The 16,646-nt window shown below is 71.7% G+C and carries 16 protein-coding genes; 3 read left to right on the top strand and 13 right to left on the bottom strand.

Annotated features, from left to right (window positions below):
- Positions 1–55 precede the first annotated feature (55 nt).
- Positions 56–853, top strand: coding sequence for a thymidylate synthase (locus D7147_RS09540; protein WP_120675846.1), 798 nt, complete (start codon positions 56–58; stop codon positions 851–853).
- Entirely contained in the window at positions 850–1,326 is a 477-nt protein-coding gene (locus tag D7147_RS09535; protein WP_120675844.1) for a dihydrofolate reductase, read from the top strand. Before D7147_RS09540 ends, D7147_RS09535 begins: the two co-directional genes overlap by 4 nt.
- Positions 1,327–1,620: 294 nt before the next feature.
- Here the strand turns inward: D7147_RS09535 and D7147_RS09530 are convergent, their stop codons facing one another.
- The 3 genes from D7147_RS09530 to D7147_RS09520 form a co-directional block, all read right to left on the bottom strand.
- Positions 1,621–2,433: a class F sortase gene (locus D7147_RS09530; RefSeq protein WP_120675842.1), complete on the bottom strand. Its 813-nt coding sequence runs from the start codon at positions 2,431–2,433 to the stop codon at positions 1,621–1,623.
- Positions 2,417–3,088 (bottom strand): hypothetical protein, encoded by a 672-nt coding sequence (locus tag D7147_RS09525; protein ID WP_147434644.1) that lies wholly within the window; start codon positions 3,086–3,088, stop codon positions 2,417–2,419. The genes D7147_RS09530 and D7147_RS09525 overlap by 17 nt, the downstream gene beginning before the upstream one ends.
- 432 nt (positions 3,089–3,520) lie before the next feature.
- On the bottom strand, positions 3,521–4,369 hold the full coding sequence (locus D7147_RS09520; protein ID WP_120675838.1) for a helix-turn-helix transcriptional regulator: 849 nt from the start codon (positions 4,367–4,369) through the stop codon (positions 3,521–3,523).
- Positions 4,370–4,485: 116 nt separating this feature from the next.
- Between D7147_RS09520 and D7147_RS09515 the strand changes: the two genes are divergently transcribed.
- Positions 4,486–5,313 (top strand): SDR family NAD(P)-dependent oxidoreductase, encoded by an 828-nt coding sequence (locus D7147_RS09515; RefSeq protein ID WP_120675836.1) that lies wholly within the window; start codon positions 4,486–4,488, stop codon positions 5,311–5,313.
- 91 nt (positions 5,314–5,404) lie between these two features.
- Here D7147_RS09515 and D7147_RS09510 read toward each other — a convergent pair whose 3' ends face one another.
- The 10 genes from D7147_RS09510 to D7147_RS09465 all read right to left on the bottom strand — a co-directional run bounded on the left by D7147_RS09510 (position 5,405) and on the right by D7147_RS09465 (position 16,645).
- Positions 5,405–5,839 (bottom strand): nucleoside deaminase, encoded by a 435-nt coding sequence (locus tag D7147_RS09510; RefSeq protein ID WP_120675834.1) that lies wholly within the window; start codon positions 5,837–5,839, stop codon positions 5,405–5,407.
- 217 nt (positions 5,840–6,056) lie between these two features.
- Positions 6,057–7,004: a DUF389 domain-containing protein gene (locus tag D7147_RS09505; protein WP_120675832.1), complete on the bottom strand. Its 948-nt coding sequence runs from the start codon at positions 7,002–7,004 to the stop codon at positions 6,057–6,059.
- Positions 7,005–7,194: 190 nt separating this feature from the next.
- Positions 7,195–8,658, bottom strand: coding sequence for an aminotransferase class V-fold PLP-dependent enzyme (locus D7147_RS09500; RefSeq protein WP_120675830.1), 1,464 nt, complete (start codon positions 8,656–8,658; stop codon positions 7,195–7,197).
- A complete protein-coding gene (locus D7147_RS09495; RefSeq protein WP_120675828.1) occupies positions 8,655–10,085 on the bottom strand; it encodes an amino acid adenylation domain-containing protein in 1,431 nt (476 codons plus the stop codon). Before D7147_RS09495 ends, D7147_RS09500 begins: the two co-directional genes overlap by 4 nt.
- Complete coding sequence (locus tag D7147_RS09490; RefSeq protein ID WP_120675826.1) at positions 10,082–11,290, bottom strand: cytochrome P450; 1,209 nt, start codon at positions 11,288–11,290, stop codon at positions 10,082–10,084. The genes D7147_RS09495 and D7147_RS09490 overlap by 4 nt, the downstream gene beginning before the upstream one ends.
- The gene (locus tag D7147_RS09485) at positions 11,287–11,517 is read right to left on the bottom strand and encodes a phosphopantetheine-binding protein (protein WP_120675824.1); all 231 of its coding nucleotides are present in this window, start codon (positions 11,515–11,517) and stop codon (positions 11,287–11,289) included. Before D7147_RS09485 ends, D7147_RS09490 begins: the two co-directional genes overlap by 4 nt.
- Entirely contained in the window at positions 11,495–12,586 is a 1,092-nt protein-coding gene (locus D7147_RS09480; RefSeq protein WP_120675822.1) for a condensation domain-containing protein, read from the bottom strand. The genes D7147_RS09485 and D7147_RS09480 overlap by 23 nt, the downstream gene beginning before the upstream one ends.
- Complete coding sequence (locus D7147_RS09475; RefSeq protein WP_120675820.1) at positions 12,579–13,910, bottom strand: MFS transporter; 1,332 nt, start codon at positions 13,908–13,910, stop codon at positions 12,579–12,581. The genes D7147_RS09480 and D7147_RS09475 overlap by 8 nt, the downstream gene beginning before the upstream one ends.
- Positions 13,907–15,118, bottom strand: a complete 1,212-nt coding sequence (locus D7147_RS09470) for a condensation domain-containing protein (protein WP_120675818.1) — start codon at positions 15,116–15,118, stop codon at positions 13,907–13,909. The genes D7147_RS09475 and D7147_RS09470 overlap by 4 nt, the downstream gene beginning before the upstream one ends.
- A gap of 237 nt (positions 15,119–15,355) precedes the next feature.
- Positions 15,356–16,645 carry an MFS transporter gene (locus D7147_RS09465; RefSeq protein WP_158609327.1) on the bottom strand — a complete coding sequence of 430 codons (1,290 nt, stop codon included), beginning with the start codon at positions 16,643–16,645 and terminating at the stop codon, positions 15,356–15,358.
- Position 16,646 lies beyond the last annotated feature (1 nt).

Genomic DNA, 16,646 nt, shown 5'->3' with positions numbered 1-16,646 from the left:
ACGCCGGGCGGAGGACGTGATCGTGGCACCGGAGGCCAGCGCTAGGCTCGCGGGTATGCCGGACACCCAGTACGAAGATCTGCTCCGCCACGTCCTTGCCACGGGCACCCGCAAGGAGGACCGCACCGGCACGGGCACCAAGTCGATCTTCGGTCACCAGCTGCGCTACCGGCTCTCCGACGGCTTCCCGCTGATCACGACGAAGAAGGTGCACTTCCGCTCGATCGCGTACGAGCTGCTGTGGTTCCTGCGCGGCGACGGGAACGCCAGGTGGCTTCAGGAGAACGGCGTCACGATCTGGGACGAGTGGGCGGCCCCGGACGGTGATCTCGGCCCGATCTACGGCGTGCAGTGGCGCTCGTGGCCGACCCCGGACGGCGGGCACATCGACCAGATCAGCGAGGTGCTGCGTACGCTGCGTGAGAATCCGGATTCCCGGCGGATCATCGTCTCCGCGTGGAACGTGGCCGACATCCCCCAAATGGCGCTGCCGCCGTGCCACGCGTTCTTCCAGTTCTACGTCGCCGACGGCAGGCTCTCCTGCCAGCTCTACCAGCGCAGCGCCGACCTCTTCCTGGGCGTGCCGTTCAACATCGCGAGCTACGCGCTGCTGACCCACATGATCGCGGAGCAGGTGGGCCTCGGGGTCGGTGACTTCGTCTGGACCGGCGGCGACTGCCACATCTACGACAACCACGAGGAGCAGGTCCGCACGCAGCTCGCGCGCGAGGCGCGGCCGTTCCCCACCCTGAGCCTGAAGCCGGCCGACAGCCTCTTCGACTACACCTACGGGCACATCGCGCTCGACGGCTACGACCCGCACCCCGGCATCAAGGCACCGGTGGCGGTGTGATCGGGGTCGAGTGGGCGCAGTCGGCCAACGGCGTGATCGGCCGCGACGGCGCGCTGCCGTGGCACCTGCCGGAGGACCTGAAGCACTTCCGCGAGCTGACCTCGGGCGCCACCGTGCTGATGGGCCGGCGGACCTGGGAGTCGCTACCGCCGCGGTTCCGGCCGCTGCCGGGCCGGCGCAACCTCGTGCTGTCGCGTACGCCGCAGGAGGGGGTGGAGACCTTCCCCGACCTTCCGCGAGCGCTCGCCGCGACGTCCGGCGACGTCTGGGTGATGGGTGGCGCGGCGGTGTACCGGGCGGCGCTGCCGCTCGCGGACCGGATCGTGGTCACCGAGATCCGCGAGCACTTCGACGGGGACACGTACGCACCCGACGTCGGGCGCTCGCCGGACTCCGTCGGGGCCTGGCAGGAGTCGTCGACCGGGCTGCACTACCGCTTCCTGACCTGGGACCGAGGTCAGCGACTGGGCTGAGACTCAGGGGATGCGGGGTCGGCGTGTGACCAGCGGCCGCACTCTCGGCCGTGCCGTAGTCGTCACGCTTCAGCTCGAACTGCTGGTGCTCGTGCGCTTCGCCGGATGCGACGTCGGCAGTTGGTCGTACGCCGCCCAGTCGCCCTCCTCAGGGTCAGCCGCGGATCCCCTCGCCGGGAATCACGAGGGCTGGACGGTCTGGCGACAGCCGACGAGGAGATCCGCTTCAGCGCTCGCCGCCACGCTTCTCCATCTCACTGAGGTGCTGGCAGCGCGGCACGACGGTGCAAGGCCTCATTTGGCAGGGCCGGTGGCTAGGGTAGCGAACACCACGATGTTGTCTTTGTACGACTTCGCTTTCTTGTCATAGTCGCCACCACAGGTAATCACGCGTAGCTGCGCCTTGCCGGTGTGACCGTAGACCTGGTTCAGCGGGAGCTGCTTCTTCGGGTAGCGGGCCACGCCGTCGACGATGAAACGGGCCTTCTTGCCGTCTGTGCGGAGCACTTCGATGGTGTCCTTCGGTTTCAGGGCACCCAGGCGGAAGAAGACTGCCTGGCCGGTGGCGCGTGAGTCGACGTGGCCCACCACCACCGCGGTCCCGATCTCGCCGGGACTTGGTCCCAGCTTGTACCACCCGGCCGTCTTGGGCTGGTTCAACGGCGGGACCGCGATCTGCTGATTCCGGTCCAGGCCGACCGGACTCGTCGGGGCGTCAACGCCGATCCGCGGGATCTTGATGCGGGTGGGTTGCGATCGCGGCATCCCGGCCACCGTCGGCAAGCCGTGGACACTGCGCGCCTCGCCGCGAGCCGCCCCGGTGGTCGGTGAGGCGTTGGCTTTGCTCGGCGTCGGCGTCGGCGTCGGCGTCGGTGTGGGCGTCGCGGTTGGTGTGGTGGGTTCGTCCGCCGACGGTGAGGGCAGGGACGGCGGTGCGGCGGCGAGGTCGGGCTGTGGCGGCGGGACCGGATCGGGAGTCAGGGCCGCGAGGCCGACCAATCCTGCTCCGCTGAGCGTGACAAGGACGACCAGGAAGAGGCCAGCGGCGCGCCACGGGAAACCGTGGCGGCCGCTGGCGCTCCTGGCCGCCTTAGGCGACTGTGCCATTGGCGGACCGCCGACGCAGCAGTGCGATGCCGCCGAGCGCGCCCACGCCCATCATGCTGGCACCGACCGCCGTCAGAGCACCGGTGTTGGTGTCGGAGAGGGAGCCACCGTCACCGGCCGCGACGCCGGCCGTCTTCGGCAACACCCAGGCTCCGTCCGGACCCGCGTACGCGCCGACAGGCGCCGAGGCGTTGTTGGCCACCGAGCCAGCCTCGCCGAGACCGGCCTGGACCATCGCGAGGAGGTCGCTGAGCAGATCGGTCTTCACGTCCACGTCGACGTCGATGTCGCGGATGCAGACGACGATGTTGTTGGGCTGGGTTCTGACTTCGTTCGACGCCGACTGCGCCGCGGACAGGTGGAAGCTGACGATGCTGTTCGTGATGGTGTTGTCCTTGACGATATTGGAGATGTTCTGTTCGTTGGCCTGCTCGGTGGTCGCGCAGGTGACGCCGTTGCCCTCCTTGTCCTTCAGGTTGAACGTCTTGGGCTCTTCGTGTGACTTCTTCTTCGACTCCTGCCCCTGGCTCGAGGCCTTGGGCTCCTTGGGTTCTTCGTCGGCTGCGGCGAGCGCGGTGGCGGGCGCAGCGAGCAGCAGGGCGGCGCTACCCAGCACCACCCCGCCGGCGAGCTTGGTCAAAAACCTCGACGACATGTTCCTCAACTCCTTCTGGTCGGGCTCCGGAGGACGAGCCATGTCGAACGTTAGGCGGATTCATACCAAACAAGAGGAACTTCCGGATTTCGTAACATCTGTTCCACAGGACGCCATAAGTAGTTAATTCACATGCTCTGCGGCTTAAGGGGTGTTCTGTCCACCCGGCTTCGGCTCGACGGCTGGCAGGAGTCGTCGACCGGGCTGCACTACTACCGCTTCCTGACCTGGGCCGCGTCCCGTGGCACCCGATCGGCGGCAGAAGCGGGCATCCGTCGGTGAGCGCCGGTCCGCTCCAGGAGTCGCTCTTGGCCATGGTCGATCGCCTTGCCGTTCGGAGCTGTCCCGGTTCGCCGGCGTGGCGATCCTGAGGGCGGCCGGGGACGGAACCGCCCTGGGATCAGGCGGTCGGCCGGCGCTCTTGTCGCGGCTTCATCTCGTCGTGCTGCCCAGTGGATCGTGGGCCTGGGCCAGGGCCAGTAGCGTGAGCCGCTCGGTGGTGGCGGTTCCCGGCAGCGGCGAGAAGAGGGCCAGGATGTGCGAGCGCGCCTCGTCGACGAGGAACTGGCAGTCGAATTCGAGCAGTCCGACCTCGGGGTGCCGGATCCGCTTCTCGCGCCGGCGCAGCACGGCGACGTCGTGCAGCTTCCAGAGCGCCGCGAATTCCGGACTCTCGGCCAGTAGGCGGGTGACCAGCAACTGGGCGTGCGCATCACCGCGGCGTGCCACCGCGGCACGCAGATCGGCGACCAGCGCGCGGGACTCCGCGGCGTGGTCCTCGACGGGGTAGCCGGCCCGTGCGGCGGGCTCGCGGAACCAGTGGTAGATGAAGGTCGCCTCCGGCCCGCCGCCGGTGTTCGGACCGAAGACGGCGCGTGCCAGATTGTTCTGCACGAGGGTCTCACCGAGATCGGTCATCACCTGAGCCGGGATGTCGGTCAGCGCGTTGAGGACGCTGAGCAAGGCCGGGGCGACATGTTGATCGTCCGTTTGGCGTGCGGGAACAGGGTGACCAGTGAGGCGGTAGAGGTGGTCGCGCTCGTCCCGGCTGAGCCGTAGCGCCCGGGCCAGCGACCGGAGCACGGCCTCGGACGGCACGGCGGTCGCCCGCCGCTGTTCGAGCCGGGTGTAGTAGTCGGTCGAGATCCCGGCCAGCGCGGCGACCTCTTCGCGTCGCAGCCCCGGGGTCCGTCGCCGGCCGGCCGCCGGCAGGCCGACCTCGCCGGGGCTCAGCGCGGCCCGGCGAATCCTCAGGAACTCTGCCAGCAGGGCGGCATCCACCTCTCCAGTCTGCGCGCCCGCATACGCCTAGGCAGAGTGAAACTCACTCTGCCAAGGCCGCCGGGAAGCTCGCAGGCTGGATCACGACCGATCCGACCGATCTTGGGAGCAGCACCATGTCCACCTGGTTCCTCACCGGCGCGTCCCGCGGGTTCGGCGCCCACTGGGCCGAAGCCATCCTGGAACGCGGCGACAACCTCGCCGCCACCGCGCGCGACGCCGCGACACTCAAACCGCTGACCGATCGCTACGGCGACCGGGTGCTCGCGATCCAGCTGGACGTCACCGACCGCGCCGCCGTCGACGCCGCGGTCGACGAGGTCGAGCAGCGCTTCGGTGGTGGTATCGACGTACTGGTCAACAACGCCGGGCACATGCTCATGGGGGCGGTGGAGGAGGTCACCCCCGAGCAGGCCCGCGCGCAGATGGACGTCAACTACTTCGGCACGCTCTGGACCACCCGCGCCGTGCTGCCCGGCATGCGCCGGCGTCGCCGTGGCCACATCATGCAGGTCTCCTCCCTCGGGGGCCTGATCGCCTACCCGACGATGGGCATCTACCAGGCGACGAAGTGGGCGATCGAGGCGATGAGCCAGGCGCTGGCCGCCGAGGTCGCCGCCTACGACATCCACGTCACCCTGATCGAACCGATCATGTTCCCCACCGGCCTGGCCGCGAACTCACCACAGGCCACGTCGACCCCCACGTACACCCATGCCCGCGAAGCTCTCTACGCGGAGTCCGCGGGGTTCACCGCTGGAGACCCGGCCGCCACCGGCCAAGCGATCCTCGCGCTCGCCGACACCCCGAATCCGCCCCTGCGCGTGCTCTTCGGCACCAACGGACTCGACGTGTTGCGCACCGAGTACGCCGGCCGCCTCGCCGGACTCGAGAAGTGGGACCATATCTCCCGCCTCGCCCAAGGCAACCCGGATCAGCGGTGACCTGACCGACGGAGCGCGCCGCTCGGCCCCGCCGACTCCGGCGGGGTCGGCCGACGCGTGCGCTGGTCGGCAGGACGGGTGCCGCCCCCGCTCAGGGCCGGTAGAAGGCGTCGATCGGGACGCGCGCCTCGTCGAAGAGGGCCGGGCCGTCCTGGGCCACTGCGGGCCAGGCGCCCGAGGCCGGGTTGAGTTCGACGAGCTGATCCGTCGCCAACGCGTAGACGACCCGGCCGAGTCCGGAGCGGACGATGCCGCCCGTGCACATGCCGCACGGCTGGCAGCTCGTGTACATGGTGGTGTGGGCGGCGGTCTCCGGGTCGAGTTCGCGGGCCGCCCAGCGGGCGAGCTTCAACTCGGGGTGGGCGCTGATGTCGTTGTCGCGCTGGACCGTGTTGTGGGCTTCGACGAGGATCGCGCCGTCCGGACCGGCCAGCAGGGAGCCGTAGGGGGCGTCGCCCAGGGTGACGGCGTGCGCCGCGACGGCGATGGCACGCCGCAGGAGTTCCTCGTCGGCAGTGGTAATCACGATGGTCTCCTCCAGTGTGTGGGCAGGGCGGTCAGCGCCTGCCCCGCCGTGTCGAGCCTGCGAACGACTTCCGGATCGTGGACACCTCTGGAACAACCCGCTCACCTGGTGGCTGGGTCGGGGTCAGCGCCCATTTGCCCAGCCCCGCACCGCACCACACCGCTGATCGTCGGCGCGGCCGGGCACGACGGGGACGATCCGCCGCCGCGGGTCCTGCTCAGGCACCGGCCCGACGCCGCGAACGACGGGCCAGGTTCCACCACCAGAGCTGCTGCACGGCGAGGGTGAGCAGCCCGGCCAGCACGATAGCGCACATGTTGATGATCAGTTGGAGGGCCGAGCCGCCCGCCTCGTCCCAGACGCCGTACGCGCCGGCGACCGCGACGTTCGCGGCCGCCGGGACCGTCGTGACCGAGATCAGCACCCCGACGAGGCTCCCGGACTTCTTCGAGGTGAGCGAGAGCATGCCGGCGACTCCGGCGAGCAGGCCCACCACCCAGGAGAGCGCGTCCGGGCGCCAGATGAAATCGGTCAGCGGACGATCGGCCAGCAGCATCGCCCGGTTGACCAGGCCCACGGCGGTCAGCGCCCAGGTGCTCAGCACCGTGGCCACCATGGCGGCGAGGAAACCCACCACGAGGGCCTGAAGCGACCGCCACACGGTGTCGAACCGGCGACGCAGCAGCCCCACGCAGATCGCTGCGAGCGGCCCGAACTCCGGGCCGACCACCATCGCGCCGACGATGAGGATCGGCTGGTCGAGCAGCACCCCGATTCCGGCGATCATGGTGGCCACGATGATCAGGACCAGGTAGGTGCCGCTCAGTTCGGTCTGCTCACCGGTCTTCGCCGCGATCTCGTCCCAGACCACGGCGTCGGCGCCGCTGCCGGGCGCCTCCCGCGCCGCCCGGTCGGCGGCCACAGAGATGGTCAGCTCGACGTCGTCGGCTGCGATGCCGCCCTGCGCCTCCACGCCCAGCCGTTGCAGGCCCTGCAACACGCCGTCCGCGCTTTCCCGGACCACATCGCAGGTGATGAGGTCACCCGCGGGCTGGCGGGCGGCGCCCGGAAGCACCACCAGATGCGTCACGCCACGTTCGGCGGCCAGCAGATCGGTGACCGCCGCCGACTGATCCGGCGTCGCGATCACCCTCAGGTGCAGCACGTTCTCCCCCTCGATCGGCTGGCCGGTCCTCCCCCGTCCGGCCAGCCGTCGGGACTCTACCGCCCGGTCCGAAGCGGGCGCGGACCGCGAACCGGCCTGCGCGCGCGATTCGAACGCGCACGGTCCTGGTCCTGACGCGGGCAGGGACGGAGGAGGCTCAAGATCCGTCTATGACGAGAGGTGACCGTGGTCAGCAGCGGATCCGTGGCGCCAGCCGGATGTCGGCCCGGCCGCTTCGGTCCAGGTAGGTCGACTCGGCGAAGGAGAGGAACCGCTGGGCGTCGGCGGCGGTCGAGGCCAGCCCGAAGGAGATGCGTACCGCCCCGCCGGTCGGCAGCCGCAGCGTGGCGAGGTGCTGGTCGATCGTCTCGGCGTGCGTGAGGACCGCCCGGCGCAGCAGACCCGGGTCGATCCCGAAGGCCGCCTCGGCGGAGCCCGGATTGCAGAAGCAGCCGGTACGCAGGGCGAAGCCGGCCGCCGACGACTCGACCGCGACGAGCCGCTCGTCGACGAGCGAGCCGTCGGGGTGCAGGAAGTTGAGCGCCACGGTGCCGCCTCGACCGTCCCCGGTCGGCGGTCCGTAGACGCGCACCAGCGGCCGGCCGTTGCGGTGTCGCAGCGCGGTCAACTGCTCCAGCAGCCACCCGGTGAGCAGTCCGACCCGGGTGTGGATCAGGTCGACCCCGATCGCGTCGAGCCAGCGCAGCCCGAACTCCACGTCGGGAATGCTGAGGAAGTTGAGGGTGCCGTCCTCGAACCCCGTCTCGTCGCGCATCGGCTGGTGCCAGTCGCCCTGGATGCTGACGGCGCGGATGGTGCCACCGGCGAACCAGGGGCGGCGCAGCCGGGCCAGCACGTCACGCCGGGCGAGCAGCGCCCCCACGCCAGTGGGGTAGCCGAAGAGCTTGTACCAGCTCAGGCAGACGAAATCCGGGCGGACCTCGCTCAGGTCCAGCCGGTTCGTCGGGGCGAACGCGGCGGCGTCGAGCAGCACGTCGTACCCGTGCTGTCGGGCCAGCTCCACCCAGCCCAGCGGATGCTGCACGCCGGTGAAGTTGCTCTGCGCCGGGTACGCGAACAGCCCCGAACCGCTGGTCGGGCGGCTTCGGCCGGCGGTCAGCGCCGCTGCCACGTCGGATTCGGCCACCCGTAGCTGCGGTCCGCTCACCGGTACGTAGCGGACCGGCGCGTGGGCGGCGCGGGCGTACTCCCGGATGCCGTTGACGGAGTTGTGGTTGTCCCAGGTCAGTACGAGCGGGCTGGTGGGCCCGAAGGCGTAGGACTCGGCCACGAGGCGGCAGGCGCCGCTGGCGTTCGGGGTGAAGATGACCGCGTACTCGCCCGGGTCGGCGTGGAAGAAATCGAGCACGGTACGCCGGGCCGAGTCGATGAGTGATCCGGCCGCCTCGGAGGTGGGGTTCTCCGAGTGCGGATTGCTGTACAGGCCGGTGAGCAGCCGGTCGTGGTGGGCGGTGACCTGCGCGCGGGCGGCCACCCCGGCGCCCGCGTAGTCGAGGTAGACCTGTCCGTCGCGGTCGAGGTGTCGGTACTCGGTGGCGCGCAGCTCGTCGATCCGGGCGGTGCGCCGGTATGCGGCGCTCGCCGCGACGCCGATGTCGGTAGGTGCGGCGGGGATGGGTTCCTCGGTCGTCATCTGGGGTGCGGCCAATCCGGGCGGTGGGTCGAGCCGTCGGGACGTACCTCCCGAGAATCGCATGACGTCGATGTAACCTGTCTGTCGCAATTCTGCGGATCGGCGGAACTATGGCCGGACGGCTCATCGTGGCGCTCCCCCGGTCGGCCGTTCCGGCTCAGGGCACCCCGGTCGAGCTTCCCGTTGGGCAGGCTCGGCAGCCGTGGCACCCGCTCGAACACGGTGGGCACGGCCACGGCGGGCAGCCGGTCGAGCAGATGCGCGCGCAGCGTCCGCTGGTCCACCGGTTCGGCGCAGACCACGTACGCCACACCCTGGTAGGGGACGGCGACGCCGGCCAGGAGCACCGCCGGGTGGGACATCAGGGCGTGCTCGATCTCGGCCGGTTCGATGCGTACACCGCCGACCTTGAGCTGCTCGTCGATCCGCCCGTGGTATCGGAGCAGGCCGTCCGAGCCCATGCTGACCCGGTCACCGGTGCGGTACACCGCCGCTCCGGACACCACCCCGGGCGAGGAGACGCAGAGCTCACCGTCCTCGATGGAGATCGTGGTGCCGGGGATCGCCCTGCCGATGGGCACCGGATCCTCCCCTGCCGCGCATTGGTGCACGGTGCTCCAGACGGTGCACTCGGTGGGGCCGTACTCGTTGTAGAGCGTCGCCTGCGGCATCCGCTCGTAGTGCAGGTCGACCAGGCCGGGCGGGCAGGTCTCACCGGCCACGATCACGGTGGAGAGGCTGCGCATCGGCGACCGCAGCGTCAGCCGGTACAGCGACGGGACCATCAGCGTGTGGGTGGGCCGGTGCGCGTCACCGGCGCGGACCAGCGCCCGCACGTCGAACGGCCGGTCGGTCGCAATGATCAGTGTTCCGCCGCTGCACAGGGTCCAGTAGATGCCGGCCACGGAGCTGTCGAACGAGATGGACGAGCAGAGCAGGAACCGCCTCGGCGGGCGGTCGTAGTAGTCCAGCCGGGCGCGGGTCGAGTAGCTCAGCGCGGCCCGTGACACGGTGACCGCCTTCGGCTCGCCGGTCGACCCGCTGGTGAACATCGTGTAGGCGTCGGGCCCGTCCCGCCAGGGCGAGCAGGTCGGGGGCAGGGACGCCAGCAGCTCCTCGGTGAGGGTGACCCGGGCGCCGCTCGCCGTGGCCATCAGCTCCCGGCGGGCCGGCGGGAAGGCCGCGTCGACCGGGACGTAGCGCGCTCCCGCCCGCAGCACCCCGAGCATGGCCACGACGGCCCAGCGCGACAGCCGGGTGTGCACGATCACCGGCTCGCCGACGGCCACCCCCCGCTGGCGGAGGTGGGCGGCGACCGCGCCGCTGCGGCCGTCCAGGTCCGCGTACGTCAGGGTCTGCTCCGGATCCACCACGGCCGGCGCGTCCCGGCGGGCGCTCAGCTGGGCGGCGAGCGCGTCGGGGATCATCGTCGCCGGCCCTCGACCGGCATCCGCTTGATACCGCCCAGCCAGTTCGACCGTACGTGTTCGACGTCGCCGACGGGTTCGAAGGAGACGAAGGTGGCGAAGAGCTCCTCGAAGAAGATTCGAAGCGTCAGTCGGGCCACGGCCGCGCCCAGGCAGTAGTGCCGCCCGTCGCCGAACGCGAGGTGCCGGTTCGGGTGGCGGCCCAGGGTCAGCGTGTCGGCGTCGGCGAAGACGGCCTCGTCACGGTTCGCCGACCCGAGCCACACCACGACGGCGTCGCCGGCCGCGATCGGCACGTCCCCGACGGTGGTGTCCCGGGTCGCCAGGCGCATGAAGTGCCCGGCCGGCGAGGTGAACCGCAGGGCCTCCTCCACCGCGCGATCGATCCGCTCGGGCTGCCGGGCCCAGTGCTCGTACCGTCCGACGCGGATCAGTTCGGCCAGGGCCGCGCGGGGCACGTGCGGGATGGCGGCGCTGCCGCCGAGCAGGAGGCTGTAGCAGTTCGCCACGACCGCGCCGGGGCGCAGTGGCATCGAGCCCAGTACGTCGACCAGGTCGCCGCGCGGGCGTCGCCGATGATCGAGCACCAGGTTGAGCAGGTAGGCGAAGAGTTGCCGGTGCCCTCGGTCGAGGGTCGCCGAGGGGCCGTCGGGCAGCATGACGTCCGGGTCGTGTTCGGCCACCGACATGGACACCCACCGGGCGAGGTCGGGCCAGTCCGTGGCGGGGATGCCCATCAGCGGCCCGAGGAAGGCCAGTGGCAGGGTGGCGGTGAGCTCGGCGAAGTCCAGGACTCCGTCGGCGGGGCGGAGCATCTCGCGCACGAAGGACCGGATGGCGGGTGCGTGCCGGGCCACCGCCCGGGTGGTCATCTGGTGGTGCAGTGGCCCGCGGATGAGGCTGTGCCGCGGCGGGTCGCTCGCCGCGAACTGCTGGTTCTGGGCCGGCTCGGGGCGGCCGAGCATGTTGAGCATCACGCCGCCGGTGGAGGTGAACCGGGCGTGGTCGTTCAGGACGGTTCGGGCGTCGGGGTAGCGGGTGACCGCCCAGAAGCCAGAGCGCCCCTCGACCGGTTGCCAGCGGACCGGGTCCCGCCGACGCAGCGTCCGCCACAGCTCGTGCGGACCGCCGGCGCCGTAGAGGTCGGGGTCGGCGAGGTCGAACCGGTTCGGGGGGCGGGTGTGACCGCACGGCGGGGTTCTCATCCGGCGAGTACCTCGTCGACCAGCTCGGCGATGGTCGGCTTGAGGAAGAGCACCGCGGCGTCGACCTCGACCCCGAGCCGGTCGTAGAGGTCCATCAGCAGGTCGGCGGCGAGCAGCGAGTCGCCGCCGAGGGCGAAGAAGTTGTCCTCGACGCCGACCGGGGTGATGTTCAGCTTCTCGCTCCACAGCCGGGTCAGCATCGCCTCAAGCTCGGGTCGCGTGGGCATCGATCTCCTCCCATCGGTCGACGAACCGCCCGATCAACGCGCGCATCTCGGCCTCCCGGTAGGAACGGTGGTAGCGCAGGCAGACGGTGTAGGCGCCGCCCGCGCCCGGTTCGAGCCAGAACGTCAGCCCGTTGACGGGCAGCACCGGGCCGCCCAGTCCGAGCCCGGGCGGAATGGTGAGCGGTTCGATCCCGCCGCCGGCCGGCACCTGGATGACCTCGAACTGGGCCAGGCTCGGCCCGCCCTCGGTGAAGAGCGCCTCGGCCTGCGGCACCGCGTCCAGCAGCAGCGGAAACGGGATCTCGTTGGCGTACGCCTCGGCGAACGCGCTGTGCACCGCGCCCACCGTCGACGTGGCGAGCCGCACCGGCAGCACGTTCATGTACAGCCCCACGGTGTCCCAGTCGGATCTGCGCCGGCCGTGGGTGAGCACCGGAACGACCGCGTCACCCTGGCGCAGCTGATCGAGGGCTCGGGCGAACGCGGTGAACAGGACGACGAACGGGGTGCTGCGTACGGCCCGGGCGACCGCCCCGGCCCGCGCCTGGGTGATGCCGCTCGGCGCCCGGACCTCCGCCGTGCCGACGTCGCCGCCACCGCCCGGCGCGAGGGCCGGCACGTCGGTGAGCATCCGCTTCCAGAACGGCGCGAAGCGCGCGACCCGGTGGGGTGGGTGCGTGGAGGCGCTGTCGAGGTAGGAGGGCGCCGGACCGCAGCCCGGCTTCAGCACCTCGCGGACGAGCAGCCGCATCGACCACGGGTCGGTGACGTTGTGGTGCGCCACGAGCAGCAGTTCGGTACCGGCCAGGTACGCCCAGAGCAGGCACCGCGCGTCGGGCGGGTACCGGCCGGCCGCCGCGGCGGCCCACACGTCCTCGACGGTCCGCAGCGGAACCGGCCCCTGCCCCAGCACGGGGTGCCGGGCGACGGCCGCGTCGAGGGCGTGCCGCAGCGCGGCGGGGTCGGGTTCCGCCGGCAGCCGGATCCCGCCGAGGGCGACGAACCGGTCGGCTTCCGCCGGCCCGCCCGCCCAGGACAGGATGCGCTGCCCGAACGGCTGGTCATGCACGTCGTCCTCCTCCGGTGGCCTTCCCGGCCGGTTCGATGGACACCCGCTCGGGTGCGGCCGGCGGCTGCGGTGACACCCCGTGAACGGCTGTCGGGTTGGCCTCGTCCGTCACGTCACGCCGCAGCCGCAGCGGTGAGAAGTAGAGCCACAGGCCGGACGCCCACACTCCGGCGGCCGCGATCCACAGCGTCGGCCGTACCCCCAGCCAGTCGCCCAGCAGACCGCCGGTGAGGGCACCCACCGGCATCACCCCGAAGATCACCCACCGGACCGAGGCGGTCATCCGCCCCAGCAGCTCGGGTGGGCACGCCCCTTGCCGGTAGCTGACCGCCGCCGCGTTGTAGATGGCGAAGAGCGCGCCCAGCCCGGCCATGCCGACGGCGTAGGCCACCGGACCCCACCCCGGCCGGGCGGCCGGTACGAGCAGCACCGTCCAGCCGAGCGCCAGCGGCGCGACCCAGATGATCCGGGCGGTGCCCACCAGGCGCGCCAGCCGCGCGGAGAGCAGGCCGCCGCCGATCCCGCCCAGGGTGGTCAGCGCCAACACCAGCCCGACCATCTGCTCGCTCAGGTGCAGGTCCCGCACCAGGTACAGCACGCCCAAGGCGAAGATCATCTGGCTGAAGAGGTTGAGCGACGCCGACGCCGCCACCAACCTGGGCATGATCGGATGGCGGAACACGAAGGCCAACCCCGCGGCGAGTTCCCGGCGGAAGTCCCGCCGCCGCGTCGCGGCCGGTGGCTCCTCCGCACGCCGGACGAAGAGCAGCGAGACCGCGTTGACCAGGTAGGCGAGCGCGTCGATGCCCGCCGTACGCGCCACCCCGAGCACCGAGGCGAGCAGACCGCCCGCGCTGTAGCCGGCGATCTGCGAGACCGAGTACGTGGTGGCGAGCTTGCCGTTGGCGTCGAGCAGTTGACCGCCGGGAACGACCGCCGGCAGGAAGCTCTGGTGCGCGGTCTCGTACAGCACGGTGCAGACGCTGGAGAGCAGCGCCACGATCCAGAGGTGCGCCATCGTGACCCAGCCGGTCCAGGCGCCGACGGCGACGGTCGCCACGAGCCCGGCCCGGACGAGGTGACAGATCACCATGACCCGGCGTTTGCGCATCCGGTCCACCCACACGCCGGCGGGCAGGGAGAGGAAGAGGTAGGCGACCATCCGGGTGGCGCTGAGGATGCCGACCTCCACCGCGGAGGCGTCCAGGACGGTGACCGCGAGCAGCGGGATGACCAGCAGCGAGACGGCGTCGCCGACCTCGCTGAGGGTCCGGCCCGACCAGAGCACCATGAAGTCGCGGTTGCGCCACAGGCTCCCGCTCATCGCGCCTCCTCGACGGCGCGGTGCAGGAGGTCGGTCATGGCGGTGAGGAACCGCTCGGCGTCGGCTCGCCCGTACCCGTCGCGCATCACCCGCAGGGTGAGCTGCACCGTCGGGTACGCCTTGGCGACCAGGTAGAAGCTGGCCCCGCTGTGGGCGCGGGGCGCGAGCCACTCCAGGCGTGCGGGCGTGACCTCGGTCGGCGTGGGGTCGGCGTCGTCCGGCGCCGGGATGAAGGTGAAGTAGCTGCCGTGGTCGAAGTCCTGGGGTGTCACGGCGAACGGGTCGAACACGCCGTGCCGCATCGCCTGTACCGCCGCGACGTTCACCTGCCGGGCCGGCGGGCCCAGCGGACCGTCCGGATCGCAGGAGGCCACGGTGGGCACCCACTGGGTCATGGACGACACCAGCCGCCGTACCGAGGGGTCGAGGCGGTTCGCGGCGAGCTGCCACAGCAGCTGCTCAGCCGTGCCCGTGGTGGCGGCCAGTGCCTGCGCGTAGACCGCGAGCAGCAGGTTGGGCAGGGTCACCTGCAGGTGCTGCGCCGCGCGGCGGGCCGCGTCGTACGGGACCCCCGTGTGCAAGAGCGCCCGCAGTAGCGGGCCGCGCGACGCCGCTGCCCGCGGCGCGGCCGCCAGGGTCTGCCGGCGGTACTCACCGGCCGCGGTCAGCCTCTTCCGGAACGCGGTGCCGCGCTGTCGTTCGGCCAGCTCTCGTGGTGCGGGGGCGGCGCCGAGCGGCTCACCGCGCAGCAGGGCGTGCAGGTCGGACTCCAGGATCCGGAGCGCGGCCCCGTCGGCGGCGATGTGGTGGATCAGCAGACGCACCCGCGCCGGCCCCTCGTCGGGGGTGTGGATCCAGGCCCGCCAGGCCGGCTGGGCGGTCAGGTCGAACGGCTCCCGGAGCGACGCCGGCGTGAAGCGCACGAGCGGGTCGGCAAGGACCACCTGGCGCAGGTCACCGGGGTCGTCGGCGGGGCGGTAGACGGTGCGCAGCGACTCGTGCCGCGCCGCCAGCACTCGCAGGCTGTCGCGGACCCGCGCCTCGGTGACGCCGGCCGGGATCGGCCACGTCGCCTCCAGGTTGGACTCCCAGAGCTGCTCGGGTGGGCGCACCGCGAGGGCGCTCCACATGGACAGCTGGCCCATGGTGAGCGGGTAGACGCCCTGGATCCGCATGAAGTCCTCCAACATGTGCGCGGAGGTGGCCACCTCGCGGTGGCCACCCGTCGTGTTCCGCCGCTGTCTCAGCTGGCGCAGTCGCCCTTACGCATCGCCGCACCTCCTCTCGTCAGTGCCGCCGACCTCCTCCGGCGATGAGGGTGGGCTGGAGGAGATCGCCGAGGTGATGGAGTGTTGGGGTCAGGTCCAGCTGACGCCGCGCTTGCCGACGCTGCGCATGGCTCGCCCTCCCTCCGTCGGGGCGGCCCCCGTGTCCGCCCGGTCACTTCAGCGTCGGCCGCCGCTGCCCTCGGCGACAGGGCTGCCGGCGATCGAGGTTGTTCGAAGTCGTTCGAGCGACGCCTCGCTCGTCACCGGTCTGTCGGCTCGCCGACGGGGCCAGAGCGGGGTGATGGCGAGAACCAGCAGCGCGCCGGAGAGCCCGCTGAACCCGACGACGGTGGTGGCCGGCCAACGGTCGGCGGCCAGGCCTGCCAGCACCATCGCCATCCCCTGGAATCCGGCCAGGCCGGTGATGGCCACGCCGAACGCGCGTCCCCGGTACTGCGCCGGCACGGCCCGACCGAAGAGCGCGTTCAGCGGGATCGCGAAGGCGCTCGCCGCGCCGGCCAGCACCAGTAGGGACAGGACCAGCCAGAGCGGCGGGACGAGCCAGACCACCGTGAGCACGCCGGTGGAGAGCACGGCCAGCGGCAGGATCAGTCGCGCCCGTGCCGCCGGTGGGCAGAACCGGGTGAGGGCGACTCCGCCGAGGGCCATGCCGGTCGGCGCCGCCGCCAGCAGTAGTCCGACGGTGCCGGGGCCGCCGCCGTACTGGTCGGCCAGCGGCGCCATCAGCCCCTCGGCGGCGTAGGTGAAGGAGCTGCCGATCCAGAGGACGAGCACGTAGGCGCGCAGCCGCGCGTCGGTGGAGATGACCCGCAGACCGGCGGCTCGGCCGGGGCGGTCCGGGCTCGGCGACAGGCCCGGCGCGGGGCGGCTGCGGACACCGATCACGATCAGGAGCGCGGAGAGCAGGAAGGTGGCGGCGTCCACCAGCAGCGCACCGCGCAGCGACAGCAACGCCACCAGGCTTCCGCCGACGGCGAAGCCCACCACCTGCACGATCTGGGCGCAGATGTTGTCCACGCCGTTGGCCACCGGGTAGCGGTCGCCGTCGAGCACCTCGGGCATCAACGCGGCTCGCGCGGCCACGAACGGCGGCCGGAGCAGGTTGACCGCGAAGAGCAGCACCACCAGGGCGGGCGCCGCGAGGCCCGGCAGCGCCGCCAGCGGGATCAGCGCCGCGCGTGCGAGGTCGCAGACGATCAGGACCCGCCGCCGCGGGAACCGGTCGGCGAGGCCGGAGAGCAGCGGTCCGCCGGTGAGCCAGGCCAGGTAGGAGCTGGCGTACGCGGCCGCCGCCAGCGCCGCCGAGCCGGTGCCGGTGTAGACGAGGTACGCGACGGTGACCGCCGTGAGCTGGTCACCGGCGAGGGAGAGCAGGTACGCCGCGAAGAGGTAGCGGTACTCGCGTACCGCGAACACCTCTCTGTACGTCGCGGCCCGCTCGGTCATC

Source organism: Micromonospora musae, from assembly GCF_003626545.1.
GTDB lineage: Bacteria > Actinomycetota > Actinomycetes > Mycobacteriales > Micromonosporaceae > Micromonospora > Micromonospora musae.
Note: the sequence above shows the minus strand (reverse complement) of the source record. Positions and strands in the feature narration are given on the sequence as shown.

Excerpts from the sequence above, each read along its gene's own strand:
- D7147_RS09540 (WP_120675846.1), top strand. The coding sequence starts at position 56 with ATGCCGGACACCCAGTACGAAGATCTGCTCCGCCACGTCCTTGCCACG.
- D7147_RS09530 (WP_120675842.1), bottom strand. The coding sequence starts at position 2,433 with ATGGCACAGTCGCCTAAGGCGGCCAGGAGCGCCAGCGGCCGCCACGGT.
- D7147_RS09525 (WP_147434644.1), bottom strand. The coding sequence starts at position 3,088 with ATGTCGTCGAGGTTTTTGACCAAGCTCGCCGGCGGGGTGGTGCTGGGT.
- D7147_RS09515 (WP_120675836.1), top strand. The coding sequence starts at position 4,486 with ATGTCCACCTGGTTCCTCACCGGCGCGTCCCGCGGGTTCGGCGCCCAC.
- D7147_RS09500 (WP_120675830.1), bottom strand. The coding sequence starts at position 8,658 with ATGACGACCGAGGAACCCATCCCCGCCGCACCTACCGACATCGGCGTC.
- D7147_RS09495 (WP_120675828.1), bottom strand. The coding sequence starts at position 10,085 with ATGATCCCCGACGCGCTCGCCGCCCAGCTGAGCGCCCGCCGGGACGCG.
- D7147_RS09490 (WP_120675826.1), bottom strand. The coding sequence starts at position 11,290 with ATGAGAACCCCGCCGTGCGGTCACACCCGCCCCCCGAACCGGTTCGAC.
- D7147_RS09485 (WP_120675824.1), bottom strand. The coding sequence starts at position 11,517 with ATGCCCACGCGACCCGAGCTTGAGGCGATGCTGACCCGGCTGTGGAGC.
- D7147_RS09475 (WP_120675820.1), bottom strand. The coding sequence starts at position 13,910 with ATGAGCGGGAGCCTGTGGCGCAACCGCGACTTCATGGTGCTCTGGTCG.
- D7147_RS09465 (WP_158609327.1), bottom strand. The coding sequence starts at position 16,645 with ATGACCGAGCGGGCCGCGACGTACAGAGAGGTGTTCGCGGTACGCGAG.